Origin of the sequence: Rickettsia fournieri, assembly GCF_900243065.1 — a bacterium.
GTDB lineage: Bacteria > Pseudomonadota > Alphaproteobacteria > Rickettsiales > Rickettsiaceae > Rickettsia > Rickettsia rickettsii.
Map to the genome: position 1 here is coordinate 144,832 of NZ_LT978484.1, position 25,305 is coordinate 170,136.

The following is a 25,305-nucleotide window of genomic DNA, read 5'->3' on the forward strand; positions in this document are numbered from 1 at the left end:
TACTAAATTTTTATGTAATTTTCTTTGTTTTAGCATTTTTTACTGGATTCCCGCTTACGTGGAAATGACATAAACGAGCCATACAACAAGGCCTTTAGTCGCTTACAATGACGACATCAACCGTTTCTAGGCAATAACATAATCGTAACAGTTAACAAACTTTATTATAATTATTTTATACTTTCTAAATATAATGAACGCTGCTCTATTCTTGTTATCTCATCTACCGTTACCTGTTCTGCTAACCTTTGTGGGACTGTTGCGAGATAATTTTTAATAGTAAAATGAGAGGAAAACAGATAAATAAATATTTAGCTCTGTCCAAATATTTTTAAAAAGAAATTCTGTTTAATATTGAGATAAAATTTATTCAATAGTATAGTAATTTAATAGAGATTTGTTTACAGAGTTAGGATTTTTATTAACAAATTTCTCTAAGCTATTAAAGTTGTTAAAACCACTAATCGTTTTAAATTAAAACATATGGCATTCATAAATTCAGAGAATTGATTTTTGGCAATTCCTATATATCTAACCCGTTTATTATCTTTTGAAAATACCCTCTCAAAAGGTGCTCTGATTTTCGTATAATATTTATCAAGGTCAAAATTCTTATCTTTCATATTATTTTTCTTTATTGAGCAAAGATGGAACCCCTTTTTAGCTGCTGCATTCTTGGCAGAGATTGTACAATAACCTTTATCAACATATGTAGCACCGGAGCTTGGCATAACATGCTTAAAACCTTTGCTATCAGTAACATTTGCAGGGGTAACTGCAACCTTATTGATCATTCCTGATTGAATATCGACACTCACATGTTTTTTATAACCATACCAAAATTTATTTGCTCCCTTACAGCCAATTTTAGCTTGTTTATCCTTTACAACCTTAGGCAGAGTCTCATTATTCAATTTATCATATTTTTGTGTTCTTAGTTTATCACGTTCCTCCCAAAGATTAGCTTTTGAGATTAAATGAGAAGCATCTACAAAGGTAAATACTTCACCCATATAGCCTTGTGCTCGTAGTTGATCTCGGAATTTTACAAATATTTTTGATAGTAAATTAGTGCCTATTTTTTTACGTATTTTACTAAATACACTATAATCAGGCGTCTTCTCTGTAAGAGCAAAATCACAAAACCATTTTGCCGCTGTGCTATCAGCTAAATAACGTTCCAATTCCCGATCCGATAAGTCTTCCATAAATTGCAGCAGCAAACATTTAAACAGCCTCACTATACCATAGCCTTTATAGTTAGCTTCGCATTCTACTGCTAATAACTCAGCTTCAACTGCTTTAAAATTGAATAAACTTTTGAATTTACGATATTGATGATCCACACTTATTAACTCATCTAAACTTACCATTATCATTTGATACTCAGACATATGAACATATTTTTTGTTTTTTTTAATTATACCTGCTATCCTCTCATCTCGCAACAGTCCCGTTACCGAAAAATAATACTCTAACGTCCAATGAAAAAGCATAGGTTCTTAACGCCGTTAACACCGGTTTAATAGCAGATAACGAGACTAAATTAACTTCTGAAAAATCTGAAAAGATTTCCCAAAATGTTGAAAATGCTCTGCAAAATGATTCTTGCAATGAAAACACTTTAGAAATTGGAGTAGTTACCGCCTTATTAAATAATAACCCAAAAAAGTACAAGAATATGCAAGTAAATGAAGTCAAAAAAACAAGAAGGGATTATTGCAAGCTATTCCCCCGATAATAAGCCAATAGAAAACTTAGAACAATTAACCCTTCAATATGATACAAAAAAAATCTATCAATATTATCAACTAAAAAAGAAACATGAATTTTATCTAGCCATTCAAAAGATTAGCAACTTCAATAATAATTCTTGGAATATTCCTAAAGAAGGTCAAATTAAAATTGATAATCAGGAAATAACAAAAGGTACAGATAAATTTCTTGGCAAATATAGAGGATTTAATTGTTACGGTACAATGTCTAAAAAAATCTATAACACCTTTTATAAAAGTAAAGTTACCTCTTTTGTTTCTGCTTTAAAAAAAGGAATAATATATCACAAACACGGAGTAAACGGAGTGAAACTTATTAAGGAAAATGCTTTTAAAGCTAAGTGGGACTGTGATGACTGATTATTTACGAATATATTATATTTTAATGAACAAGGGTTATTATTAAATGTTGATGAGTATGGTAACCATGCTGAAATAAAAAAGTTTATTAGCGGTCATCATTTGGAGTTTTATAATGTGGAGTGATTAACTTTAAGATTCTGCTTTGTTGTATGACTCGATTTTTATCGTCATTGCGAGGAAATTGCATAGCAATTGACGAAGCAATCTCAGGATATTTGACGAGATTGCTACGCAGCCTATGGCTGCTCGCAATGACGATATCTATATTTAATGAGCAATGCCTAAAACTTAGGATAATTTTGTAGTAGAACTTAAATAATCGTTGCCGTATTTCTCAATATAATTATCATATTTACCTTTAAAATCAACAATCTTTTTCCTATGGGAAAGAGCAATAATTCCGATCGTGCGTTACTAATATTACCGTACCATCAAAATCAATTAGAGATTTTTTAAGAGCTTCTCTTGACTCTATATCAAGATGATTTGTCGGTTCATCAAGAACCAAAATATTACTTTTTTCTAGCATAATTTTAGCAAGTAATAATCTTGCCCCCTCACCGCCGCTTAAACTTAAAATATTTTTATTTACTTCATCACTACGAAATAATACTTGTCCGAGCGTATTTCTAATTGTATTTCCCATTTCTTTTTCAGATTGCCTTTTAAGCCAATCAATAATACTAATATTTTCATTAAGTAGCTCATGATGGTCTTGAGCGAAATAAGCTATTTGCGATTCATATCCCCACTCATAGCTACCTTGATCTGCTGATATTTTATTCATTAAGATTTTTAATAAAGTAGATTTACCGATATCGTTTACACCGATAATAATAATTTTTTCTCCTCATGATACGTTAAAACTAACTTTATTTAATATTTGCTTATTCTCAAAATCTTTAGTTATATTTTTAATACTAATTTTCCTGAATTGCTTAGCTGCTTAAATCTAAATAACGGACTAATTCTTGAAGATTTCTGTATATCCGATTCTATTTTCTCTAACTGCTTTTCTCGGGAGGCACTTTGCCTTGCTCTCGTCCCTACTCCAAATTTATCAACCCAAGCCTGCATATTTTCTATTTTCTTTTCTAAGAAATTTCGCTTGCTTAGCTTCTGAGCAGCTATTATCTGCTTTTCTTGAACAAAATTATCATAATTGCCCGTATACAGTTTTATTTCTCCATAATCTATGTCCAAAATATCCGTTGCGACATTATTTAAAAAAACTAAATCATGCAATATAAAAATTAATATTCCTTTAAAAGAGTTTTTTAAATAATTCTCAAGCCAATATATTGCAATAATATCAAGATGGTTTGTCGGTTCGTCGAGTAGTAAAATATCGGGATTATTAAATAGACTTTGTACGAGTAATACACGAAGCTTATAACCTTCTGACAACGCAGAAAGCGGCTCATAATAGTATTTTTCGGCTATTCCAAGACCTACAAGCAAGCTAGCTGCAAAAATTTCAGCAGTATAACCGTCATTATAGTATATTACCTGTTCAAGTTCACCAAACTTATACCCATCTTCATCGCTACATTCCTGCCGATTTAATATCTCTTCTTTTTCCTGTAAAGCTTTCCATAACTCCTTCTTCCATGCTATTACCGTATCTATAATTTTATCATAAAGAAACTGATCTTGTTTTAAATAACCTATTTTAGAGTTTTTTGGTATGTTAATCTCACCGAAAGCTGGCTCTTCTTCCTTAGTTAAGACTTTGAAAAAAGTTGTTTGACCTGCTCCGTTGGCACCTACTAAACCATATCGTTTATTGTTTTTAATATGCAAATTTACATCGGTAAATAGTATTCTTGTACCATAACTCATGGCTAAATCGTTTATAATAATCATATTTTTAGATGTCGTGGTTAAATGGTGTTATTGTATAGACACCTAATCGCCATTGTGAACAACTGCAAGTCTTGTTGCATGGCTCGTTTTATGTCATTCCTGCGAAGGCATTGTTGCATAGATACCGCCCATCATTGCGAGCAGTCGTAGACTGCGTGGCAGTCCAAAACAATAATAAAAAAATTCTGTAAATCAGAATTTTTTACTGGATTGCTTCGTCAAAACTTACAGTTTTTCCTTGCAATGACGACCTTCAGTATCCACACAACAAGACCTATGCAGGCATAACATAAGAGCCATGCGGGCAATGCCGAGCTTGTGGCAAGATTCATAAATGCTTATTACTTAAAGTTAGTTTTGATGGATACCATGGAAGGTTCACGGTATAACAATAAAAAATCTTATTTCTTCAATAGCTCAAGAGCTTTTGCAAAATCTACTATATATTCTTCTTCTTTTTGTAAGTCTTTAATTTTTAAGTTATTATTCGCCTGCTCTTCGTCACCTATAAAAATAATAAATTTAGCATTTTCATTAAAAATGCGTTGCATTCTTTTAGCTATTTTACCTAGGGATTCTATGATAATAGCAATATTTTCTGTTCGCAATTTATCTACAATTTCTAAAGCATAGCAAATATTATTTTTGCCTATAGGTAATACAAATACCGGCTTAACTTCAGATATATTATATTCCCGCATTAAAGCAATTCGCTCAATACCGGCAGCAAAACCGATAGCCGGCACATCATCGTTATCACCCATGATTTTAGCAAGCCCGTCATAACGTCCACCGGCTAGAATAGTAGATTGGCTCCCTAGCTTTTTTGTAGTGAATTCAAAAGCAGTATGGCAATAATAATCAAGCCCTCTAACCAAGCGTGGATTTATACTATATTTCACACCTAAAATATCTAGATACTTTATTAACTCCTCAAAATATTCTTTGGATTCATCAGTGTAATATTCAGATAAAACCGGTGCGTTTGCTATTATTTTCTGATCGGTCTCACTTTTAGAATCAAGTATCCGCATTGGATTTTTGGATAACCTTATTTTGCTTTCTTCTGATAATTGATCTTTAAAATCATTTAGATATTCTACTAATTTTTGCTGATAAACGCTTCTTGATTCATTACATCCAAGAGAGTTAAGCTCTAAGGTAGTATCCTGCTCTATTTCGAGTGCTTTTAATATATCAACGGCTAACTTCAAAGTATCAGCATCAGTAATTGCTCCTTTAGCACCGATATACTCATAATTTAGTTGGTGAAATTGTCTTTGACGCCCTGCTTGCGGTCTATCATAACGAAAAACAGGACCGGTAGAGAAAAACTTTAATGGTAATTTATGTTGTAATCCGTTTGAGATGAGGCTTCTTATAATACATGCTGTAAATTCAGGTCGTAATGCTACGGAATCATTGCTTTTATCTAAAAAACTATAGATTTCTTTGCTGATTACGTCAGAGCTTTTACCCATCGAACGGTTAAAGACTTTAGTATACTCCAAAATAGGAGTACTCATTTGTTTATAGCCGTACAATACTCCAACATCTCTTGCTTTGTTAATTATATAGTCGTGAACTTTATAATCATCCGGCAAGAGATCTTTCATTCCTCGGAGTGGTTGTAGTTTTTCAGTCATTTGGTTAATTTTGTTTTGTTGCGTGGATACTACTAACTCGTCATTGCGAGGAGAGGCAAAGCCTTGACGTGGCAATCTCAGGAATTTTGTACTACTTCATGAGATTGCCATGCTCTCTACGTTCGCTCGCAATGACGGATAGCCCCCTCTTAATTCTGCTCTTTTTGCATAAAAAACGATCTTATAATATATAAAACAAATATTATAATAAACCAATATATTAATGCACGACCTGCGGTTAATAGATTAAATTCACCGTCATATATTTGAATAAATAGTAAATATGCACAAGCAATTAAAATAAACGGTACGATAATAAATACTAAAGGACATCTAAAAGGTCTTTGAGCATCAGGTAGCGTTACCCTAAATAATACCACTATTATTGTAACGGTTATATAATCAATAAGAGCTCCCATTGAAGTTAATTGCGTTAATAATTCCGTAGAACAAAATCCTCCAAGGATAGCGGCTAAAGAAGCAAATATTATAATCATAATATACGGACTATCATATTTTGGGTGCAGCTTTGCAAAACTTTTCGGTAGTAAACCGTCACGTGCAATAGCATAAAAAATACGAGAAGTACCGTAAATATTCATCATCAACACCGTCATCATACCGCAAACTGCTCCGGTTGCAACAATAGCAGAGCCGATCTTGCTATTATTGATAGTTAAAGCATAAGCAAGCGGTTGATCGTTATTTAACTGATCAAAAGGTGCAATACCGGTAACAAGCCCTGCCATCGTTACATAAACTATAGTAGTTAGAACAAGTGAGCCAATAATACCGATCATTATATCGCGTTTTGGGTTTTTACACTCCTCAGCTGCGGTTGCAATCGTTCCAAAACCCGTAAAAGCTAAGAATAAAATAGACGCACCTACTAAAACATTACTAAAACCGAAAGGCATAAAATTACTCCAGTTAGTAGCATCAAAATGAGGGGCAGCAGCGAGTATAAATACAAATATTGCAGCCATTTTTATGAAAACTAAAATTGCATTTAGTCTCTTACTATCTTTAGTACCTAAATATAAAATAAATCCAATAAATCCCGAGATTAAAAATGCCGGTAAATTTATTATACCGCCGTTTGTCGGTACAGTAGTTAATTCTTTCGGTAAATTGATTCCACCTGCTGCTAGTATTCCTTGTACGTAGCCCGACCAGCCTGCAGCTACTATTCCTGCAGCAACACCAAGTTCTAATATTATAACACTACCGATCATCCAAGCAAATACTTCGCCAAATGCTACATAGGAATAAGTGTAAATACTTCCTGATGTCGGAAGCATTGCAGCAAGTTCAGTATAAACAAGCGCTACAAAGATACAGGTAATACCTGCAATCGCATAAGATAACATTACTGCAGGTCCTGAATATTTAGCAGCAATTATACCGGTAACGACGAATACGCCTGTGCCGATCATTGCACCAAGACCCAGTAATATTAAATCGAATGCTCCAAGCGTCTTGCTAAGACCGCTTGAGCTGCCTATCTCTTTTACTGATTCAAAACTTTTCTTCCTTAAACAACTCATTAGTTTCTCCTGTTTTAGTGAGCTTATTTTTTTGTGAATTGTGTCTCATTGCGAGCGACTAAAAGGAGCGTGGCAATCTCAGAAAGTCTAACTAGATTGCCATGCCGCTTCGCTCCTCGCAATGACGCAATTACCTTATCTCTCTAGTAATCCATCCGCCGCCAAGTACTCTTTCACCGGCATAAATAACGCATGCTTGTCCAGGGGCAACGGCTTTTTCTTCGCATAAAAATTTTACTTTCATTTTATCATTACCGAGTTTACTTATTTCGGCTAGACGCGGCGGTCTTGTCGAGCGAATTTTAACTGCTACTTCTAACTTTTCGTTATCTTTAATCTCATCTGCAAGCCAATTCACATCTCTAATGATAAATTCCTGCACGTTTAATGCGGACTCCGGTCCTACATATACTATATTGTCCTTAGGATCAATCTTTACTACATATAAAGGCTCATTATAAGCTATACCAAGACCACGACGTTGCCCTATGGTGTAGTTAATTATACCGCTATGCTCTCCTAGCTCAACCCCGTTTACGTGAATAATTTTACCGCTTGCACTGCTATTTGGACGTATTTTATTTATTACGCTCTTATAATTTCCGTCAGGTACGAAACAAATATCTTGGCTGTCGGGCTTATCAGCTACCTCAAGCCCAAATTTACTAGCAAGCTTTCGTGTTTCATCCTTAGTAAGCCCTCCTAGAGGGAAACGTAAATATTCTAATTGTTCTTTAGTTGTCGTAAATAAAAAATAACTTTGATCTTTTGCTGGATCAAGCCCTGTATGTAATTCCGCTCCGTTATCACCGTTTATTTTTCGTACGTAATGACCGGTAGCAAGCTTATCTGCTCCAAGCTCTCTAGCCGTTTTAATTAGATCCCTGAACTTTACCGATTTATTACATTGCACACATGGAAGCGGTGTTTCACCTTGTAAATAGCTATCAACGAAATTATCTATTACCGACTCTTTAAATTTGCTCTCATAATCAAGTACGTAATGGGGAATACCTAGCTTATTCGCTACCATTTTAGCATCGTAAATATCCTGACCGGCACAACAGGCATTTTTCTTCCCTACTGCCATACCGTAATCATATAGCTGCAAGGTAATACCTATAACATTATGTCCTTGTTCATGCAGCATTGCGGCAACCGCCGAACTATCAACCCCGCCTGACATTGCGACAACTATAGTAGACTGCTTATCCCCTAAATTAATCATACCAACCTTAAACAAACAGCAAATTATACTAAATTTATAATTAAATTACAACACTATCTTTTAATATATTAAAATGCTATATTGGCGTTGTCTAATAATTATCGATTTCGTCATTGCGAGCAGCCGTAGGCTGCGTAGCAATCTCATGAAATAATAACAAACTCCTGAGATTGCTTCGTCAATACTTCGTATTTCCTCGCAATGACGATTTACTAATCCACCTGGGAATGACAAGATGCTTCAAATAATGCAAAAATTATATGTTATTTAAAATATTATACAAAACAGTTATTACATTAGCTCTAATTTATTTCATACTGATTATTTTAGAATATGCACGTCAAGGTTTTATTAATGACTTATCGTTACAAAAAGTAGATTTATCTATTCAGAATTCCATAAAAGAACCAATTTATTTAGTTTCTTATGCCGACGGTCCGGAGTATGTTTATCGTAATCAAAATGCAACCACTCATTATGCAATTAATAAAGGTATAGACTTCATATTTAACTATAAGAAAAAGCACATAAATCAAGCGTTTATAGAAAAAAACCAAGAAATTTTTAATGAACCTGCAGGAGCGGGGTTATGGCTATGGAAGCCTTATATTATACTTGAAACAATGAAAAATGCACCAGAAGGAGCTATTATAGTATATTTAGATTCAGCATTTGTTATTAAAAAGCATATCAGTAATTTAACAAATCTTTTAGGCGATAATGATATATTACTGGTACATGATCGCAATCGTAAAAACGGTAGTTTTGTTAAAGGCGAAACTTTTGCTTTAATGGATTGCCTTACAGATGAATGCAGAAATGACGATCACATTTGGAGTGCCGTTATTATTGTGCGTAATACCAAGCTTTCTCGTTCTTTCATTGAAAAATGGCTAAAAAGTTGTGAAGATATTAGAATTCTTTCAGGTAAAGATTATAATATCCATCCTAATTACGATGAATATAAATGGCATCATTCCGATCAATCGGTACTGAGCCTTATATATCATAAAAATCCACAATCGGTTAAAGTAATAGAATATGGAGAAACAACACCTTCTTTATCTTGGTTCCACCGTAAATATTCAAATAGCTCACCGTTAAAACCTTGGTATAGCATATACGGTATAGATCCTATAATTAATTTTAATACTAACGGCAAAGTTTTACCTGCTACCGCTCTTATAAATACTCCGCCGATTGTTAGACTTCGTAAATGGGTTATCGAGTATACTCAATGAGCCGGTGTTGTTGCATAATTCCAAAGCCGTCATTGCGAGCGAACGTAGAAAGCGTGGCAATCTCATGAAATAATAACAAACTCCTGAGATTGCTTCGTCAATTACTTACGTAATTTCCTCGCAATGACGACATCTCTCGTACTTTAAAAAAACTATAAGATAAAGTAAGTACTTTAATGTCTTGCATTTCAGGGTCAAGCTCAAAATCCTTATCTATATAAAATGTAACCGGCATTAAGACTTTTTCGCCGGCTTTTAATAATTGTTCTTCAAAACAAAAACAATGAATTTTTACGAAATATTTTCCTGCTTTATTTGGAGTAACATTATATACGGAAGTACCTATTATATCGTTATCGCTTAGATTCTCCGTTTCATAGAACACTATAGTATTCTGCCCCGGAACAATTTGCACTCTTTGCTGCCTTGGAATAAACCGCCAAGGTAAATCTTTATCAACATTAGCATCAAACTCGATAATTATAGGTTTAGTGCCTTTTACCTTAGAATATACACTCACCGTTTCTTTTGCAGTAGTACCGCCATATCCTGTAACTTTACAAAATAAATTATAGATAGGTACGGAAGCAAAACTGAGTAACACCATACTAATTATTAATCCCAGCAAGGAAAAAGCTAAATTTTTATTGGATTTTTTAGACATTATTTGATTTTATTTAAAAATACTCTAGAAAAAGTTTATTTTAGATCATATATGTGTTAGTATAAAGTTAGTATAAAAAAATAGTTTTTAAGGTTAGTATGACTAATAATAATGCATTAGCAATTTCTAGCGAATCAAGATTTTATAGCTACTTACAGAAAATCAATAAAATTCCTTCACTTACGCAAGAAGAAGAATTGTTATTAGCAAAATCCTATTTAGAAGGGAATGATTTACAAGCTGCACATAAATTAGTAACAAGCCATCTTAAACTTGTTGCAAAAATTGCAAGCGGCTATAGGACTTACGGTCTTCCTATTACCGAATTGGTTTCAGAAGGTAATATAGGTTTAATGCAGGCAGTAAAAAAATTCAATCCCGAACTTGGTTTTCGCCTATCAACATATGCGATGTGGTGGATTAAAGCAGCCATACAAGAATATATATTAAAATCTTGGTCATTAGTAAAGATGGGAACAACGGCCGCACAAAAAAAATTATTTTTTAGTCTTAATAAAGTTAAGCATAAAATTACTAATTTATACTCAAGGGCTATTACTACCGATGATTTTGTACAAATAGCAGATGAGCTAGGTGTTTCGGTTAATGAAGTTTCTGAAATGAATACTAGAATTTCAGGTCCTGATTTATCGTTAAATAACTCTATAAATAGTGACGATGCAGAATCCGGAGAATTAATAGAACTATTACCGGAAACACGCCCTACTCCTGAAGCTATGGCTATTAATAAGCAAAATTCTACCAGTAAAAGGCAGTTACTATCAAATGCTATGAAGATTTTAAACGACAGGGAACTTCGTATTTTAACAGAGCGTAAATTAACGGATACTCCTAAAACTCTAGATATTCTAAGCAATGAGTATAATATTTCTAAGGAACGTATTAGACAAATAGAAAATACGGCTTTTGAAAAAATAAAGAAGTTTATTTTAAACCATAGTAGAGAAGTAGCTTAAGCCTTATTGGACTGTCATCCCATGTCTTGACCACAGGATCCAAAAACAACAATAGTATTTTTACTGGATACCGCGATCAAGTCACGGTATGACAACGGAAAAACGATCCACCCAACAATGCTTTCGTAGAAATGACATTAGTTCAGTACACCTGACCATTCTGGATCAGAAGCATCTTCCGGTGTCATAATTTCTCTTTCATTATGACCTGTTAGATCAATTGCAAAAATTTTGTTTTTTCCCGGAGCTTTAGCTCTCGACGGCCAACCTTTAGCAAACATAATAACTCGTCCGTTAGGCGACCAACAAGGACTTTCGACTAAATATCCGCTTGTTATTATCCTTTCACTATTCTCATCATCTTGAGGACATGCTTTCATAATTCCGATATTAAAAGTTTTGCCTCCGTCTCCTCTAGTAATCTTAGTAAATGCTATATAGTCTCCTCTAGGCGACCAGCTAGGAGCTGCGTAAGAACCACCGCCAAAACTAATACGCTGAACGTCACTTCCGTCTGAATTCATGATATATAATTGAGGCACACCGTTTCTATCGGAATTATATACAATTTTTTTACCGTCCGGTGAATAGCTAGGAGAGGTATTAATACCGAATCCATCAGTTAATTTATGAAGCTGTTTAGTAGCAAGGTCGATTTCATAAATATGCGTCGAGCCGTTTTTAGCTATCGACATTACAGCTTTTCTACCGTCCGGTGAGAATCTAGGAGCAAAAGATATACCGGGAAAATCACCTACTACACTTTCTTTGCCTGTTTTTAAATCTTTTTCATAAACGAGTACTCTTCTTTTAGTAGCATATGAAACATAAAAAATCTTATCCGCCGAACGAGCAAATCTTGGGGTTAAGACTAGTGACTTTCCATTGGTAAGGTATTTATTATTAGCCCCGTCATAATCCATCAAAGCAATTCTTTTTATTTTCGGTAAAGAGCTGCTTTCTGATACATACACTATTTTAGTGTCAAAATAACCGGCATCACCGGTAATTTTTTCATAAATTTTATCGGCAATTTTATGTGCTGCTCTTCTCCATAGATTTTTCGGTACTTCAAGAATTTCACCGGCGAGCTGTTTTTCAAGCAACGTATCCCATAATATAAAGCTAATTTTAAATTTACCGCTTTCTAGTTTTTTAACTTCACCGTTTACTAAAAGACTAGCATTAATTTGACGCCATGCAGCAAAAAGCGGTTTATATTCTATTCCTGTCTTCTCTTCTATAAAAGAGGCAGCAGAAATAGGACGGAATAACCCAGAAAGCTTTAAATCATTAGAGATAACTTTAACCATATCGTAACCTAATACATCAGCGGCAGAACTATCGGCATCAAATTTATTGACCGCTATAGGTGTCGGGTCAGCTCGCCCATGCTCAATGTTTATTGTTTCAAGTGCATAGCTGGTAACGCTAAATAATAGTGATAGTATAAAATATATAATATTTCGCACTTAAAATACTCCTTTTTATCAAATTCCGTTATGGTTGTTGTATGTCATTCCTGCTTTCGCAGGAATGACATACATTACCCAAAAATCTTCATCAGTTCTTCCCATTCTCTCTTAGTCATATCACTAGTTTCATAGGTAACTTTTTCACCATTTATCATTCTTTTAATTACATACAAACCTTTACGTGAAATATTTGCTCCCTGCAAACTATATTCTTCAAAAGCTTCGTAAGCAAAAGGAACCCAAGCTTTGACTATCTCAAGCATCTTTTCAGCATAAACTCTAATTTCATATTGAGCGTGAGGGTCGGCTCGCAATCTTAAAAAATGAAGTAAATTATGTAAATTAATCTTCCAATACCATTCCGTATAATAATTTAAAGTTAAATTCATACGAGCAAGCTCTCTTGCTATCCCTGTGGCGTTCTCATCTATAATATTACCATCTTCATCGGCATTCATCAGTTCCTTATAATGCCCGTAGCACTGTCTAGCATCTTCCTTTAAAATTGCAAGGACCTTTTCAGCCACTTCTTTCGGTAAGCTACCCCCTTCCCTACATTGTTTATTTACAGCAGATTGGGAAGCAATATTTGCCGGTTCAGGTAGATAAAATTCATTACCTAAAATAGAATACCTTGCCGAATATTCGTTAACGCTAGCTGTTCTATGCCTAATCCATTGCCTTGCAATAAATATCGGTAGTTTAATATGGAACTTGATATCACACATCTCAAAAGGAGTGGTATGATAATGACGAAACAAGTAGTTTATCAGCCCTTTATCTTGGTTTAATTGCTTCGTACCCTTACCGTAAGAAACACGAGCTGCTTGTACTATAGCACTATCATCCCCCATATAGTCGATAACTCTAATAAAGCCGTAATCTAACACTTTTATAGGCTCATATAAGATTTCTTCAAGTGCCGGGACTGTTACTCTTTTTGTGGTGTTATGCATTCTATTTGTCCTTTATGTTTTTCTTTAAATTAACCTTTCCGATGTCATTCCTGCAAAAACAAGAATCCAGCGTAAAGCAAGATAAATCGAGCTTTTAAAAAGCTTTAAAGTATTGGATTGGATTCCCGCTTTCGCGGGAATGACATAAAGTTATGGCAAATAACTATATAAATTCTTACCGTTTCTTTTTAGCCATAATTTTGCCGGTTGGTATTCGGGATATATATCCTCAACTAGCTCCCAAAAATTTTTACTATGGGTCATTTCTTTTAAATGTGCCATTTCATGAGCTACTAAATATTTCAGTACTTCAAAGGGGGCAAAAACTACCCGCCAATTAAAAACAAGATTCCCTTTGCTACAACAACTCCCCCAACGGCTAACATTTTCCATTATTCTAATATTGGAATAAGTCAAATTATGTTTTTTAGATATATTCTCTACTATTATTTTTATTTCTGCTAATAATTTCTTTTTAAGGAATACTTCTATACTAAGTTTTTTTAGTACCTGACTACAACAATACACTTCTAACGTAGAATCATTTAATTTTATCTGATTTTTAGACGAATCAATATGTATTATTTCATAAGATTTACCCAAAATAGAAATCTTATCTTCATCTTTTGGTATCGCAGTTACATTACGACGTAATTTTTGCCTAACCCAATATTCTTGACTTAACAAAAAATTATGACCCTTTTTGGCTTTTACCTTAAGAGGTAATACAAGCTCTGCACCTTTAGACGTAATGCGGATGGCTATATTTTTAGCTTTGCTACTCCTTCTTACTATAACATTTTGAGGTTCACCATATTTGGTAAGAGTAATAACATCTTCCATTTAAAATTCTATATACTTATTAGGATCAACTGCTATTTTATTTTTACGCATAGCAAAATATAATTTATGTTCTACATGTCCGATAACACTATTTCTAGCAATTTTATCACCTTTTTTCAGTAATAAATCATCTAAACTCGCATATGCTACTTCTAGATCGTCTTTATCTAATTTAACTATTACTAAATTACCGAATTGCTTATTATAACCTGAATATATTACCGTTCCTGCAGCTATCGATTTAACTTCACTATATTCTTTAGCTGCAATATCTATCCCTTTACTTTTACCAGCTTTAAACTCGTTAATAATTACCCCATTTAACGGTTTTACAAAGTTTAATTGTTCTATCGCTTCTTCATCTTCGTCTTCATTCCGAGACATAGGAATCTCAATATCATCATTATCATCTTCTATAATTTTTGCCTTTGGCTCTTCGAGTCTACCGCTAACTTTTTCTGACGCGGGATTGTCTTCCATAGTTCTTTGAACTATCATACCCTCATCGTGATCTAGTGCAGTAGAATTATTATTTGCAGTAACATCTCCCACTTTATACTCAATTGGAGCCGGTGTCTGATCAACACAAGCAACTAAACAAAAACATATAACGATACTAAGTACAACAGGATATTTCATATATTTAACAAAACTATTATTTACATTAGAAAACAAATCTTACATAGTATATAATTTTTATCATTATTTTCCATCAAAAAATTAACTATGAAAACTTATAATATTGTCATCGCTAGTGATCATTCAGGTTATGAGCTTAAGTCTGAAATTATCAATTATTTAGAGCAGAAATCTCTAAAGATTTATGACTGCGGAACAAATAATACACAAACCGTTGATTATCCTGATTATGCTAAGAAAGTAGTAGATATTATTATTGAAAAATCAGCACCTATCGGTATTTTAATTAGTGATACGGGGATTGGTATGTCTATAGCTGCGAATCGTAGCTCGGAAATAAGAGCCGCTTTGTGCAACAATATATTAACTGCCGAAAATGCTAAAGCTCATAATGACGCTAATATCTTGATACTCGGAGCAAAAACCATAGACCCAAAAATAGTATTTGATATTATAGATAAGTTTTTAACTACCCAATTTGAAGGCGGCAGACATAGCACCCGCCTATCAAAGATAAAATAGTTGTATAAACTGTTAAACATTGTTATTATCCGTCATTGCGAGAAGAGGCAAAGCCTCGACGTGGCAATCTCAGGCATTTTGCACTATTTCATAAGATTGCTACTCTCCTTGTAGTCGCTCGCAATGACGATTCGGTATCCATGCAATAAAGCCAAACTATAATATAAATTATGCTGCTTAATATGAATCTTCAAGAGTTGAAACAAAAATATAATTACGATGTTGCAACGAAAATGATGCAGCAATATCTAGACATTAAATTTGCTCATTTAGATTGTTTACTACTATTTAGAATGGGTGATTTTTATGAAATGTTCTATGAAGATGCAATTCTAGCAAGCAATGTACTTGGCATTGCTTTAACAAAGCGCGGCAAAAACGGCGAAGAAGAAATTGCGATGTGCGGGGTACCTTATCATGCCCTTGAGAATTATTTAACTAAGTTAATTGAAGAAAATTATAAGGTTGCTATTTGTGATCAACTAGAAACACCTGAAGAAGCAAAGAATAGAGGCGGTTATAAAGCGGTAGTTACTAGGGATGTTACACGTATTATAACTCCGGGAACTATAATTGAAGAAAATTTAATTGCTTCAGCCGAACCTAATTATTTAGCAAGTCTCGTAATACCGAAAAATAAAGAAACAGCTAGCCTTTGTTATGTTGATCTTTCTACTTCCGAAATTGTTGTAGTTAATGTACCGGAAACGGAAATTCTTAATGAGCTGGCTCGTTTAAAACCTCGTGAAATTCTGCTTAGCGAAAATCTGAGATCTTCTAATCTTGCGGATAGTATTTTCAAACAATTAAATTTTCGTATTACCTATCAAGTTGATAGTTTTTTTGCGATTAATAAATGCGAAAAAATCATTTTAGATTTTTATAAAATGAAAGATATTAAAGGAATTGGCGAGATATCTAGTAGTCAAATTTGTGCCATAGGTAGCGTTTTAGAATATTTATCGTTAACACAAAAACAAAATATTCCTCATTTGCCAATCCCTAGAATTATCAATTTTCATAGCTATATGACTATTGATTTCTCTACTAGACGCAACCTTGAAATTGTAACAAACTCACAAGGCGGCTCGCAAGGAAGTTTATTAAGCACCCTTAATCATACGGTTACTAAACAAGGCGGACGTTTATTATATAATTTTCTTTCAAGTCCTTTAACCAACATTGCTAAAATAAATCATCGTTTAAATATTACCGAGTTCTTTTATTCCAACTTAGAAATAGTCAAAAAAATTAGAGAACTTCTAAAAAAAACTAGTGATATAGAACGCTGCTTAACACGTATTACGATGAACAGAAGTTCAGGTCGTGATTTACTGAGCATTAAATATACTTTAGAAACGGCAACGATTATTAAAGGAGTATTCTTTGACGCTTACGGTTTTAATTTACCTGATTTTATCGAAAAAATTATTAAACCTCTATCAGGCGATGCAGAATTATATAATTTAATAGACGAAACAATACGAGAAGATGCACCAAATAATTTAAATGACGGAGGTATAATAAAACATGAATATCATCCGAAAGTAGCCCAATTACATGATTTAATTAATAACGGAAAATTATATATTGAAAAGCTAAAAGATCAATATCGCAAAGAAACGGGAATAGACAGTTTAAAAATATCTCATAATAATGTTATAGGGCTTTTTATCGATATCACCGCTAAAAATGTTAATAAAATCCTTGATCCCAAATTTATTCACCGTCAAACAACGGTTAATCATGTTCGTTACACTACTGCTGAACTACAAAAGCTTGAAAGTGAGTTAGTCAACGCTAAAACCTTAGTAATAAGCTTAGAAAAAGAATTATATGCGGATATTTGTAGCCAAGTAATCGAAAAAGCTTCCTATTTACGAATGTTTGCAAACTCCTTAAGCGGGCTTGACGTATTTTGTAATTTTGCTTACATCGCTGATGAATATGATTATGTTAAGCCTGAGTTTACCGATGATTTAAGCTTTGATATCGTTAAAGGACGGCATCCTGTAGTAGAGAAAGCACTACAGCAAGAAAGCAAAAGCTTTGTATATAATGATTGTCATTTATCAGAGCTTGAGCGTATTTGGTTAATTACCGGTCCTAATATGGCAGGTAAAAGTACTTTTTTACGTCAAAACGCCATTATTGCAATCATTGCTCAAATAGGTTCGTTTGTGCCGGCAAAAAGTGCTAAAATAGGGGTAGTCGACAAAATATTTAGCCGAATAGGTGCTGCCGATGACTTAATTAAGGGACAATCGACCTTTATGGCAGAGATGCTTGAAACCTCGGCAATTCTTGCTCAATCTACAAAAAACTCACTAATCATACTTGATGAGGTAGGTAGAGGCACATCCACTTATGACGGGGTATCTATAGCATGGTCGGTGCTTGAATATATTCATGATAAGCTGAAATGTCGCTGTTTATTTGCAACGCACTATCATGAGCTAACCGTTATGAGTAATTTCCTGCCGGCTTTGCAAAATTATACTATTGCTATTGAGGAGTCAGGTAAAGATATTCTATTTTTACATAATATTATATCAGGTGCTGCCGATAGGTCCTACGGTCTTCATGTTGCGGCTCTTGCCGGTCTTCCTGCGAGTGTTATAAACAGAGCTGAGCAGATTCTGCTTAAATTTGAAAAAACTTCTACAGGTAAAGGAAAAAATATTTTATCAACGGAATCAAATAATTTGAGTTTGTTTTATCTTGAACCTAATAAAACTACTATAAGCAGCAAATTAGATAAAAAATTCAGCACTATCGATCCTGATAAACTATCCCCTAAAGAAGCACTTGAGTTAATTTATGAGTTAAAGAAGTTGGTTTGATGCGAGTTTGGCAGTGCCTGCGTGGATCAGTTTTTTCATCATTGCGAGGAAAAACTGCAAGTTTTGACGAAGCAATCTCAGGAGTTTGTTATTATTTCATGAGATTGCCACGCAGCCTACGGCTGCTCGCAATGACGACCTAGTATCTATGCAACCTTGCCTCCCTTTCCAACCAATATTTACTACAGGCAAAAAAATTAGGATTAGCGAAACTTTCTTTACCGTAAGTAATTTCTTGTCCATGCGTATCTAAAATATTACCACCGCCGGCTTTAATTAAAGCATGACCTGCCGCTATGTCCCATTCCATAGTTTGACCGAATTTTGGATATATATCAGCTGCTCCTTCAGCAATTAAGCATAGTTTAATTGAACTGCCTATTGCATTTATTTGACCGAATGAATACTTACTTAAAAATTCTTTAGTAGCTTTATTTGAATTATAAAAACCTATTACCGCATTAAGCTCTTCATGTTTAAGTTCATGATTAACAAATATTTCTTTAGAATTCTGTTCGATTTTTAACCGACCGTTTACATCGGTATAATATAGCTTTGCTGTTTCAGGGTGATATATCAAACCGATGGTTGGAAAACCGTTTTCAATAAGCCCTATATTGACCGTATATGTACTTTTACCGTTTACATAGCTCCATGTCCCATCAATAGGATCGATTAACCAAAAAGTATCACTGCTGAATATAGGTAGCGGCTGCTCTTCACATACTATAGCTATTTGAGAGGTTAAGGTTTGTAGAGTTTGATAAATTATTTTACTAATTTCCTTATCGGCATTAGTGACTACTGACCCATCTGATTTAATATCAGTCAATATTCCTGCCTTTTTTATATCTAGTGCAATCTTGCCGGTATTAATAATTAAATCTTTTAAAGCATTAATTAAATTGTCATTCATAATTATTTATTTAACATCTTTGCAGCTGTATCATCTTCTAACCACTGACCGGTATTTAAAAACGTAGATTGCTGCAACTCAGCGATTTGATGATCAGGTGACCCCGGTAACATTTGCCACCCCAAATATTCAATTCCATAATATCCTATATCAACCATACTTAAATAAGAGTCCATATTTTCTAAATCTTTTTTATTATTTGCAAAAATTACTATTTTTTTAGGTTGTTTCGGTATAATTTTTAAGAACTCTACAAGAGCTTTTACTCTATTTATATTACCGGTAAATATTATACCTAAATAAAAAATAGGGGCTTCAGCATCGCTTGGATTAAATCTAAATACATCTTTATCATTAACTTTATTAGTAAAATTAATATTGAGTCCGTAAAGTAAGGTATATAACCATCCTTCATAATTTTCAATTAAATTACATGGGGCCGTTATTTCCTGAAGACCTAAAACCGTTGCACCTTGCTGTTTCATCTTATTAATTAAATCTACCCATTTAGATTCAACAAGCATCATTTGACGCTGCACTATCAATTTTGCAATAGTTTTATTAACTGATGCGTTATCCGCTGCAAGACTATATAAATATTTAGTAAAATTTATATAAGAATTATCCTGATATCGAAATAATTTGGATTTCGGTGTTATGATAGTATTATCTATATTTATAAGTACCAACGTATCTGCATCTATCTTCGGTAATAAGTTTTTCATTGTTACTGAATCTACGGAGTAAGTAGGAATAATTTGACCGTAGCCCGCATACGAAATAACTAAGCAAAGTAAACTCAATAAAACTTTATTTATTCGTGTCATAAGGATTTTTACCTTTTGCATTATTATTCTTTAAAGGTGGATTATTTCTTTTTAGCTTATTTATTTGAGATATTAAATCATTAATCAGTTTAGTATAATATGCAACATCTTTATTTTTCAGAGTATTTTTATTATTATAATGATAACCAATAAATAATATATTAGAACTATAACTACTAAGTTGCAATTCCATTGAGCTTAACAATTCTATGCTACTACTAATCATTATAAAGCATTTCGGTATAAAATTCATTTGAATAAGGAAATTGAGTATCATTTCCGCTTCCGATATATTATTACTCGTCAATATACCCTTATAAAATACCGGATAAGTATTAGCAAAACTGTCTAAATTATTAAAAATAATATAATTATTGTTTGGAAAACTATTTGAAAAATCAATATCGAAATTTTTCTTTAAATAATCGGCAAACCATATCTCAAATTTAGGAATATTATTAAAATTACCGGTAAACCCATCATTTACTGCTATTATGGGGATTTTACTATTACTCATTTCATTTACAAAATTTGGAAAATCAGATTCTTGTAATTCTTTCTTATAACTATCATTAGTTAAAATCAATTGCTTTATATAAATAGTTTTTGAATTTTTATTAATATTACGTAAAAGAGGAGTTAGTGTAAGATAAATGTCTTTATCAAGCTGTGCAACGATAGGCACTAAAGACTTAAACAAAAATTCATCTAGAACCGTTACTACTAATAAATCCTGAGGTACATAATTTTTATTATAATTTTCTTTAAAATCTTGTTTTATTTTATTTAAACTATCCACTTCTATAATTTCTGCACAAGCTATAGAAGCAATAAATAATATTAGAATAAATATATATTTTTTAAACATTTATGATTTCCATTTTTTTAAAGGCAGCATATCACCCTGTGATTTTCTATGTCATGCCTGCGAAAGCAGGAATCCAGAAAAAATAACCTTAATAATTGGTACATGTTTGACAAAATAAACATATAAAAGCTTGTTTTTTTATATGTTTTCCTAGATTCCCGCTTTCGCAGGCATGACATATATTAGTGTTACCACATCATACTGCTAATATCAATCCATATTAAATTATAATATGGTAAATATGTTTGTAGTTCGCTTGTCGGTACTGTTGGAAATGCATTTGGCGGTGGCATATTTTCAAGCGTGGGAAGATTTGTCGGCAAAATGCTTGGTGAGTATTTAGATCAACTAAATCACGAACCGATAGAATATGACAATATTAAAAATTTCAAAGAAAGTTTTAAATATGTAACAGCTAATTACGGCGAACCTATACCGCTCATTTTCGGTACTGCAAGAGTTAACGGACAAATAATTTGGGCAAATCAAAATAAGCAACTAAATTGTTATGTTCTATAACCAGTTCCGTAGCAAGAGCCGGTAGTAAATAAATCTCTTTAGGGTACGAGTCTAGAGCTGATAAAATATAACTATTACCGCATAATAATTTGCTTGCAATTAGCTCACTAACAAAATCCGCTCCGGCTTTTTTGGGATTCGGTTTTTTTAGTAAATAATGCACCGGATAGTCTAATATTACTTCTCCGGTTTTACTTTTAAGCACTTTCCACTGAACATGTCCCGCCGATTGTGCAATTAAATTAATACATCTATATACTATAACATTTTCTCGATAAGCTTCTATGCCGATTTTATCATATATCCTAATATATTTGTTGTTTTCAGGATTATATAATGATTTGGGAGGTAGACTAAGAGAGCTTAATAAGATGTTAATGTTCGTTAATGTAATTAAAATTATTTCTTTACAAATAGAAAGATATACTATTTATTATAAAACATATTACCATGAAATATAGCAACTTGATAGGATATAAAACATGTCTTTACCATCTGAATATTATTTACAATGACCCACAACAGCTTTGAATAAGCTAATAAAAAATTTTATAAAAACTAAAAAATATGACAAAATAAAATCAATTTTAGCATCTAAGAACAGCTATAATTGTTAGGGTTACATCATGCCATTACGTCATTTGATCTAGAAGCATATAAACTTATTATTTCTTATGCTAACCCTAGCCACTTTACTTCTGCTGAATACGATAGATATATACATAACATCGATGATACATCTATGCTTGATGTAGCAGCATTTATAAATTTTGATACTATACAATATAGAGATACAAAAGCAGCATGTTGCAAGAGTTGATTAAGTTTAAGAAGAGAGCGATTGAGGAGCAAAATAACAATGCAATTAGTGAACTTAAAATAGAAGGATTTGAATTAAAAAATTAGCTAGTTATTTAAGTTTTCAATAGTTTAAAAGCTTTATTGAAGATAATAAAATTGAGATAAATATTGAAGAACTTAATATTGCAAAATTTAAAATAGAAAAATTATCACCAATTGCATATAGCGAAAACTCTGATATTACTATTTTAATGACAAGGACTTAACAATGTAAGCGATTTAAATGACAATATAATTCTTCATAACTATACAAAGCTTTTGCAATAGGGGCCTACAAATAAGTTATTAGCCTATATAACGGCTAATATTAAAGTGCAAGATAGCCTAAAAATAATATTTGATAATAAATCATTTGCTCATTACGATTGAGACAATAACCTAATAGGTATAGGCGCAGAAAAATTAAATTTAGAATCAATAATAGCACATGAATTTGGACATTATGCAATAGAGAAAATTTTTTACAATGCAAGTATCCCACTAAATAATAGTTTTCAAATTTTGAAAACAGATTTCGTAAAAAATGTACCATATCAAAATGATGATAAAATATTTTTGCCTAAAAATTTTGAAAGCTTAAAGCGCTTAATTAATAGTTCATATGAATAGTAGTAGAGCGGCAAAACCAATACTTGATTTAACGGCAAATTTAATATTAACACCAGAGGAAAAAAATGAAATTAGTAGTAAATATAACGATAGTAAAGAATTGATTAAATATTTAAAAAATGAGACTATATTACCTATATTTTACTTTAATAATTATAGACCGGAAAAAACAGATACAAGAGAATTAGAGGAAGTTATAAAAACTAATTCTCATGCCCATATTATGACCAATTTAATTATTAATTTACTAAAATTACCTTGTGTAAAAGAACAGGATTATTATGAATTATTTGCAACTGATCAAAAAGTTCAATTGCAATGTATATTAACCAAGATTCTACCGCAAATAATAAAAGATAAAGATCTTACTAGCGAGCAAGTTTACTACTTAGAAAGAATTGGAAATCTTATACACAGCGAATCAGATGATAGAGCTGCAGAGTTCATAGTTAGGTATCTAGAAATTAGTATAGATAATTTATTGCATTCCATCGAAGATTCACGTATTATTAATGCAATCCAACCGCTGGCAGATTTTTGGGAGGAACACATAGTTCCTAAAATGGAATCTACTATTATAGGATGTACAAAGGAATATAATTGTGACACATTTGATGGAGCGTAATTAATTTAGCTATTGTTGTGTGGCGCTTTTTATGTCATACCTGGCTTTTCGAAAACTATCCGGCACTATAACAAAAAAACCCTAATCACTAAAATTATACCTAATATTTTTTCTAGCAGAACTTATATCTTTTAAACGTTCACAAACCTTTTCAAAGACTTGTTTAGGCAAGATATTTGAAGCATTAATTTGTAAAAATTTATCGTCTTTTAATTTAATCGAAAAAGAAGGTTCTTGAAATTCTGGCCCATCAATTTCTCTAGCAATTTTTATATAATAACCGATTATATGACTGTTGTAATAATCACTTTTACTAATCATTTTCTTAGCTATTTTATTAATCTGCATGTCAGTTTTAGCAGTATAAGTAACCGTAAGGGCAATACCTAGCATAAGACGCTGTCTATGACTAAAAGGAATGTCTGAAGATAATATAAATTCCGAAACAAAATTTGCTCTAAGCGTTTTATCAATATTTTTATTATATTGTGCTAGCATTATAGCGAGTTCAATAATAATAATAGTCGTGGCATCGGCATTAATTAAAAGATATTGTACTGCTTCAATATATTTTTCAATTTTACATATATTTCTATCAAATTTTACTAATCTCTTCACCCTCTCATAAATAATATCTTTTTCTGTTTCATGAGACGGCAACGAGTCAAATCTTACTCCTTCTTTTAAACCGTAATTTGAGATAATAATTTTTTCCGGTGAAAATACCTTAATCATTGCTTTTATTACTAAAACTGCATTATAATTTATGGCTTTCTGCTCGTAATAACTCAGCTTTAATTTATCGATTTGCGATAATTTCTCTAAATATAACTCAAACTCTACACGATTTATTTCAAAATTATGTAAATTTTTAAGGGGATAATTTATAGACTCCATGTATATACGGCTCATTAGACGTAATGCACCGCCAATTAAATATAAATTAGGATAATGTGCAGTTCCAAATTCTTCCTCTAGCATTTTAGTAATAAGCCCGACATCACCAAAATTGCTACTAACAATAATTTTTGTACCAAGCGGCAATGATTTTAATTTACCGACTTTTTTATTTCCAATCTGTGCAAGCTCAAGACTTCCACCTCCAAGATCAGCTACAATACCGAAAGCATCACTAATACCGGAAATTAACCCGGCAGCAGTTAAATAAGCTTCACGTTCACCTGAGATAATTTCAATATCAATATTGAATCTCTTTTTAATTATAGCTTTGAATTCATCTGCTTTAGGATGCCCCCTAAGTATAGCTGTTGCAACACATCTAATATTAGTAACGGACAGTTTGGTAAAAATATGAATAAGATATTGTAGAGATAAATATGTTTGATGTTTTACGTCTAAATTATCTAAATTAAGTAAATTTGTAAGATAATTTCTAAATTTATAATTAAAAATTTCCGGCGCTCCAAGCTCATCACTTTCATAAACTACAGCTCTTAAAGCATTTGAACCGATATCAATAATAGCTGAACGCATT

The 25,305-nt window shown here is 32.6% G+C and carries 24 protein-coding genes and 3 pseudogenes; 10 read left to right on the forward strand and 17 right to left on the reverse strand.

All coding sequences use genetic code 11. From position 1 onward, the window contains the following. Positions 1 to 434 precede the first annotated feature (434 nt). Complete coding sequence (locus C4Q30_RS03650) at positions 435 to 1,394, reverse strand: transposase (RefSeq protein ID WP_103896834.1); 960 nt, start codon at positions 1,392 to 1,394, stop codon at positions 435 to 437. Between the two features lie 62 nt (positions 1,395 to 1,456). Here C4Q30_RS03650 and C4Q30_RS03655 point away from each other — a divergent pair. Next, positions 1,457 to 1,741: pseudogene (locus C4Q30_RS03655) on the forward strand (hypothetical protein); the annotation flags it as partial. Beyond that, entirely contained in the window at positions 1,692 to 2,135 is a 444-nt protein-coding gene (locus C4Q30_RS03660) for a hypothetical protein (RefSeq protein ID WP_209445202.1), read from the forward strand. The pseudogene C4Q30_RS03655 and the gene C4Q30_RS03660, both read left to right, overlap by 50 nt. Positions 2,136 to 2,517: 382 nt before the next feature. On the opposite strand, the gene C4Q30_RS09625 is transcribed toward C4Q30_RS03660, so the two are convergent. The 3 genes and pseudogenes from C4Q30_RS09625 to C4Q30_RS10780 all read right to left on the reverse strand — a co-directional run. Further along, complete coding sequence (locus C4Q30_RS09625; RefSeq protein ID WP_342447538.1) at positions 2,518 to 2,979, reverse strand: ATP-binding cassette domain-containing protein; 462 nt, start codon at positions 2,977 to 2,979, stop codon at positions 2,518 to 2,520. A gap of 65 nt (positions 2,980 to 3,044) precedes the next feature. Beyond that, a complete protein-coding gene (locus C4Q30_RS10775) occupies positions 3,045 to 3,383 on the reverse strand; it encodes a hypothetical protein (RefSeq protein ID WP_458692643.1) in 339 nt (112 codons plus the stop codon). Between the two features lie 87 nt (positions 3,384 to 3,470). Further along, positions 3,471 to 4,004 (reverse strand): annotated as a pseudogene (locus C4Q30_RS10780) (ATP-binding cassette domain-containing protein); the annotation flags it as partial. An 8-nt stretch (positions 4,005 to 4,012) separates the two neighbouring features. On the opposite strand from C4Q30_RS10780, the pseudogene C4Q30_RS10690 reads away from it, so the two are divergent. Beyond that, positions 4,013 to 4,253, forward strand: a pseudogene (locus C4Q30_RS10690) (MFS transporter); the annotation flags it as partial. A 152-nt stretch (positions 4,254 to 4,405) separates the two neighbouring features. Here C4Q30_RS10690 and hisS read toward each other — a convergent pair. The 3 genes from hisS to mnmA form a co-directional block, all read right to left on the reverse strand. Continuing rightward, positions 4,406 to 5,650 (reverse strand): histidine--tRNA ligase, encoded by a 1,245-nt coding sequence (hisS, locus tag C4Q30_RS03675; protein ID WP_103897233.1) that lies wholly within the window; start codon positions 5,648 to 5,650, stop codon positions 4,406 to 4,408. A 149-nt stretch (positions 5,651 to 5,799) separates the two neighbouring features. Further along, complete coding sequence (locus tag C4Q30_RS03680; RefSeq protein ID WP_103897234.1) at positions 5,800 to 7,197, reverse strand: amino acid permease; 1,398 nt, start codon at positions 7,195 to 7,197, stop codon at positions 5,800 to 5,802. A gap of 130 nt (positions 7,198 to 7,327) precedes the next feature. Then, positions 7,328 to 8,425 (reverse strand): tRNA 2-thiouridine(34) synthase MnmA, encoded by a 1,098-nt coding sequence (gene mnmA / locus C4Q30_RS03685; RefSeq protein ID WP_103897235.1) that lies wholly within the window; start codon positions 8,423 to 8,425, stop codon positions 7,328 to 7,330. Between the two features lie 260 nt (positions 8,426 to 8,685). Here mnmA and C4Q30_RS03690 point away from each other — a divergent pair, with 260 nt between their 5' ends. Next, on the forward strand, positions 8,686 to 9,666 hold the full coding sequence (locus tag C4Q30_RS03690; RefSeq protein WP_103897236.1) for a hypothetical protein: 981 nt from the start codon (positions 8,686 to 8,688) through the stop codon (positions 9,664 to 9,666). 97 nt (positions 9,667 to 9,763) lie between these two features. Here C4Q30_RS03690 and C4Q30_RS03695 read toward each other — a convergent pair whose 3' ends face one another. After that, positions 9,764 to 10,330, reverse strand: a complete 567-nt coding sequence (locus C4Q30_RS03695; protein ID WP_014014111.1) for a cytochrome c oxidase assembly protein — start codon at positions 10,328 to 10,330, stop codon at positions 9,764 to 9,766. 98 nt (positions 10,331 to 10,428) lie between these two features. On the opposite strand from C4Q30_RS03695, the gene rpoH reads away from it, so the two are divergent. Continuing rightward, on the forward strand, positions 10,429 to 11,307 hold the full coding sequence (gene rpoH / locus C4Q30_RS03700) for an RNA polymerase sigma factor RpoH (RefSeq protein WP_103897237.1): 879 nt from the start codon (positions 10,429 to 10,431) through the stop codon (positions 11,305 to 11,307). A gap of 137 nt (positions 11,308 to 11,444) precedes the next feature. Here the strand turns inward: rpoH and tolB are convergent, their stop codons facing one another. The 4 genes from tolB to C4Q30_RS03720 form a co-directional block, all read right to left on the reverse strand. Next, complete coding sequence (tolB, locus tag C4Q30_RS03705; protein ID WP_103897238.1) at positions 11,445 to 12,779, reverse strand: Tol-Pal system beta propeller repeat protein TolB; 1,335 nt, start codon at positions 12,777 to 12,779, stop codon at positions 11,445 to 11,447. A gap of 74 nt (positions 12,780 to 12,853) precedes the next feature. After that, positions 12,854 to 13,738 carry an FAD-dependent thymidylate synthase gene (gene thyX / locus C4Q30_RS03710; RefSeq protein ID WP_103897239.1) on the reverse strand — a complete coding sequence of 295 codons (885 nt, stop codon included), beginning with the start codon at positions 13,736 to 13,738 and terminating at the stop codon, positions 12,854 to 12,856. A gap of 150 nt (positions 13,739 to 13,888) precedes the next feature. Continuing rightward, positions 13,889 to 14,581 carry a M48 family metallopeptidase gene (locus tag C4Q30_RS03715; RefSeq protein WP_103897240.1) on the reverse strand — a complete coding sequence of 231 codons (693 nt, stop codon included), beginning with the start codon at positions 14,579 to 14,581 and terminating at the stop codon, positions 13,889 to 13,891. Then, on the reverse strand, positions 14,582 to 15,256 hold the full coding sequence (locus tag C4Q30_RS03720; protein WP_209445203.1) for a murein hydrolase activator EnvC family protein: 675 nt from the start codon (positions 15,254 to 15,256) through the stop codon (positions 14,582 to 14,584). 51 nt (positions 15,257 to 15,307) lie between these two features. On the opposite strand from C4Q30_RS03720, the gene rpiB reads away from it, so the two are divergent. Together rpiB and mutS are read left to right on the forward strand one after the other, a co-directional pair. Beyond that, on the forward strand, positions 15,308 to 15,742 hold the full coding sequence (rpiB, locus tag C4Q30_RS03725) for a ribose 5-phosphate isomerase B (RefSeq protein WP_103897241.1): 435 nt from the start codon (positions 15,308 to 15,310) through the stop codon (positions 15,740 to 15,742). 182 nt (positions 15,743 to 15,924) lie between these two features. Continuing rightward, the gene (gene mutS, locus C4Q30_RS03730) at positions 15,925 to 18,585 is read left to right on the forward strand and encodes a DNA mismatch repair protein MutS (RefSeq protein ID WP_103897728.1); all 2,661 of its coding nucleotides are present in this window, start codon (positions 15,925 to 15,927) and stop codon (positions 18,583 to 18,585) included. A 139-nt stretch (positions 18,586 to 18,724) separates the two neighbouring features. On the opposite strand, the gene C4Q30_RS03740 is transcribed toward mutS, so the two are convergent. From C4Q30_RS03740 to C4Q30_RS03750, 3 genes are read right to left on the reverse strand one after another with little or no spacing between them, the layout of a single operon-like run. Next, positions 18,725 to 19,501: a 3'(2'),5'-bisphosphate nucleotidase CysQ family protein gene (locus C4Q30_RS03740; protein ID WP_103897242.1), complete on the reverse strand. Its 777-nt coding sequence runs from the start codon at positions 19,499 to 19,501 to the stop codon at positions 18,725 to 18,727. A gap of 2 nt (positions 19,502 to 19,503) precedes the next feature. Next, positions 19,504 to 20,349, reverse strand: a complete 846-nt coding sequence (locus C4Q30_RS03745; RefSeq protein ID WP_014014102.1) for a DUF2608 domain-containing protein — start codon at positions 20,347 to 20,349, stop codon at positions 19,504 to 19,506. Continuing rightward, positions 20,312 to 21,196, reverse strand: a complete 885-nt coding sequence (locus tag C4Q30_RS03750; RefSeq protein ID WP_103897244.1) for a DUF2608 domain-containing protein — start codon at positions 21,194 to 21,196, stop codon at positions 20,312 to 20,314. Before C4Q30_RS03750 ends, C4Q30_RS03745 begins: the two co-directional genes overlap by 38 nt. A gap of 291 nt (positions 21,197 to 21,487) precedes the next feature. Here C4Q30_RS03750 and C4Q30_RS03755 point away from each other — a divergent pair, with 291 nt between their 5' ends. After that, positions 21,488 to 21,715 (forward strand): host specificity protein, encoded by a 228-nt coding sequence (locus tag C4Q30_RS03755; protein WP_103897245.1) that lies wholly within the window; start codon positions 21,488 to 21,490, stop codon positions 21,713 to 21,715. Here C4Q30_RS03755 and C4Q30_RS03760 read toward each other — a convergent pair. Next, positions 21,657 to 21,920, reverse strand: a complete 264-nt coding sequence (locus tag C4Q30_RS03760; RefSeq protein ID WP_324602900.1) for a hypothetical protein — start codon at positions 21,918 to 21,920, stop codon at positions 21,657 to 21,659. The genes C4Q30_RS03755 and C4Q30_RS03760 overlap by 59 nt on opposite strands. A gap of 405 nt (positions 21,921 to 22,325) precedes the next feature. On the opposite strand from C4Q30_RS03760, the gene C4Q30_RS03765 reads away from it, so the two are divergent. Both C4Q30_RS03765 and C4Q30_RS09635 read left to right on the forward strand, forming a co-directional pair. Further along, positions 22,326 to 22,535, forward strand: coding sequence for a hypothetical protein (locus C4Q30_RS03765; RefSeq protein ID WP_245207471.1), 210 nt, complete (start codon positions 22,326 to 22,328; stop codon positions 22,533 to 22,535). A gap of 642 nt (positions 22,536 to 23,177) precedes the next feature. After that, positions 23,178 to 23,810 carry a hypothetical protein gene (locus C4Q30_RS09635; protein WP_245207472.1) on the forward strand — a complete coding sequence of 211 codons (633 nt, stop codon included), beginning with the start codon at positions 23,178 to 23,180 and terminating at the stop codon, positions 23,808 to 23,810. A gap of 81 nt (positions 23,811 to 23,891) precedes the next feature. Here the strand turns inward: C4Q30_RS09635 and C4Q30_RS03775 are convergent, their stop codons facing one another. Continuing rightward, positions 23,892 to 25,304: a Ppx/GppA phosphatase family protein gene (locus tag C4Q30_RS03775; protein ID WP_103897730.1), complete on the reverse strand. Its 1,413-nt coding sequence runs from the start codon at positions 25,302 to 25,304 to the stop codon at positions 23,892 to 23,894. Position 25,305: the final 1 nt, after the last annotated feature.

Coding starts and splice junctions, on each gene's coding strand:
- C4Q30_RS03650 (WP_103896834.1), bottom strand. CDS start 1,394: ATGTCTGAGTATCAAATGATAATGGTAAGTTTAGATGAGTTAATAAGT.
- C4Q30_RS03660 (WP_209445202.1), top strand. CDS start 1,692: ATGAAGTCAAAAAAACAAGAAGGGATTATTGCAAGCTATTCCCCCGAT.
- hisS (WP_103897233.1), bottom strand. CDS start 5,650: ATGACTGAAAAACTACAACCACTCCGAGGAATGAAAGATCTCTTGCCG.
- C4Q30_RS03680 (WP_103897234.1), bottom strand. CDS start 7,197: ATGAGTTGTTTAAGGAAGAAAAGTTTTGAATCAGTAAAAGAGATAGGC.
- mnmA (WP_103897235.1), bottom strand. CDS start 8,425: ATGATTAATTTAGGGGATAAGCAGTCTACTATAGTTGTCGCAATGTCA.
- C4Q30_RS03690 (WP_103897236.1), top strand. CDS start 8,686: ATGTTATTTAAAATATTATACAAAACAGTTATTACATTAGCTCTAATT.
- C4Q30_RS03695 (WP_014014111.1), bottom strand. CDS start 10,330: ATGTCTAAAAAATCCAATAAAAATTTAGCTTTTTCCTTGCTGGGATTA.
- rpoH (WP_103897237.1), top strand. CDS start 10,429: ATGACTAATAATAATGCATTAGCAATTTCTAGCGAATCAAGATTTTAT.
- thyX (WP_103897239.1), bottom strand. CDS start 13,738: ATGCATAACACCACAAAAAGAGTAACAGTCCCGGCACTTGAAGAAATC.
- C4Q30_RS03715 (WP_103897240.1), bottom strand. CDS start 14,581: ATGGAAGATGTTATTACTCTTACCAAATATGGTGAACCTCAAAATGTT.
- rpiB (WP_103897241.1), top strand. CDS start 15,308: ATGAAAACTTATAATATTGTCATCGCTAGTGATCATTCAGGTTATGAG.
- mutS (WP_103897728.1), top strand. CDS start 15,925: ATGAATCTTCAAGAGTTGAAACAAAAATATAATTACGATGTTGCAACG.
- C4Q30_RS03740 (WP_103897242.1), bottom strand. CDS start 19,501: ATGAATGACAATTTAATTAATGCTTTAAAAGATTTAATTATTAATACC.
- C4Q30_RS03745 (WP_014014102.1), bottom strand. CDS start 20,349: ATGCAAAAGGTAAAAATCCTTATGACACGAATAAATAAAGTTTTATTG.
- C4Q30_RS03750 (WP_103897244.1), bottom strand. CDS start 21,196: ATGTTTAAAAAATATATATTTATTCTAATATTATTTATTGCTTCTATA.
- C4Q30_RS09635 (WP_245207472.1), top strand. CDS start 23,178: ATGAATAGTAGTAGAGCGGCAAAACCAATACTTGATTTAACGGCAAAT.
- C4Q30_RS03775 (WP_103897730.1), bottom strand. CDS start 25,304: ATGCGTTCAGCTATTATTGATATCGGTTCAAATGCTTTAAGAGCTGTA.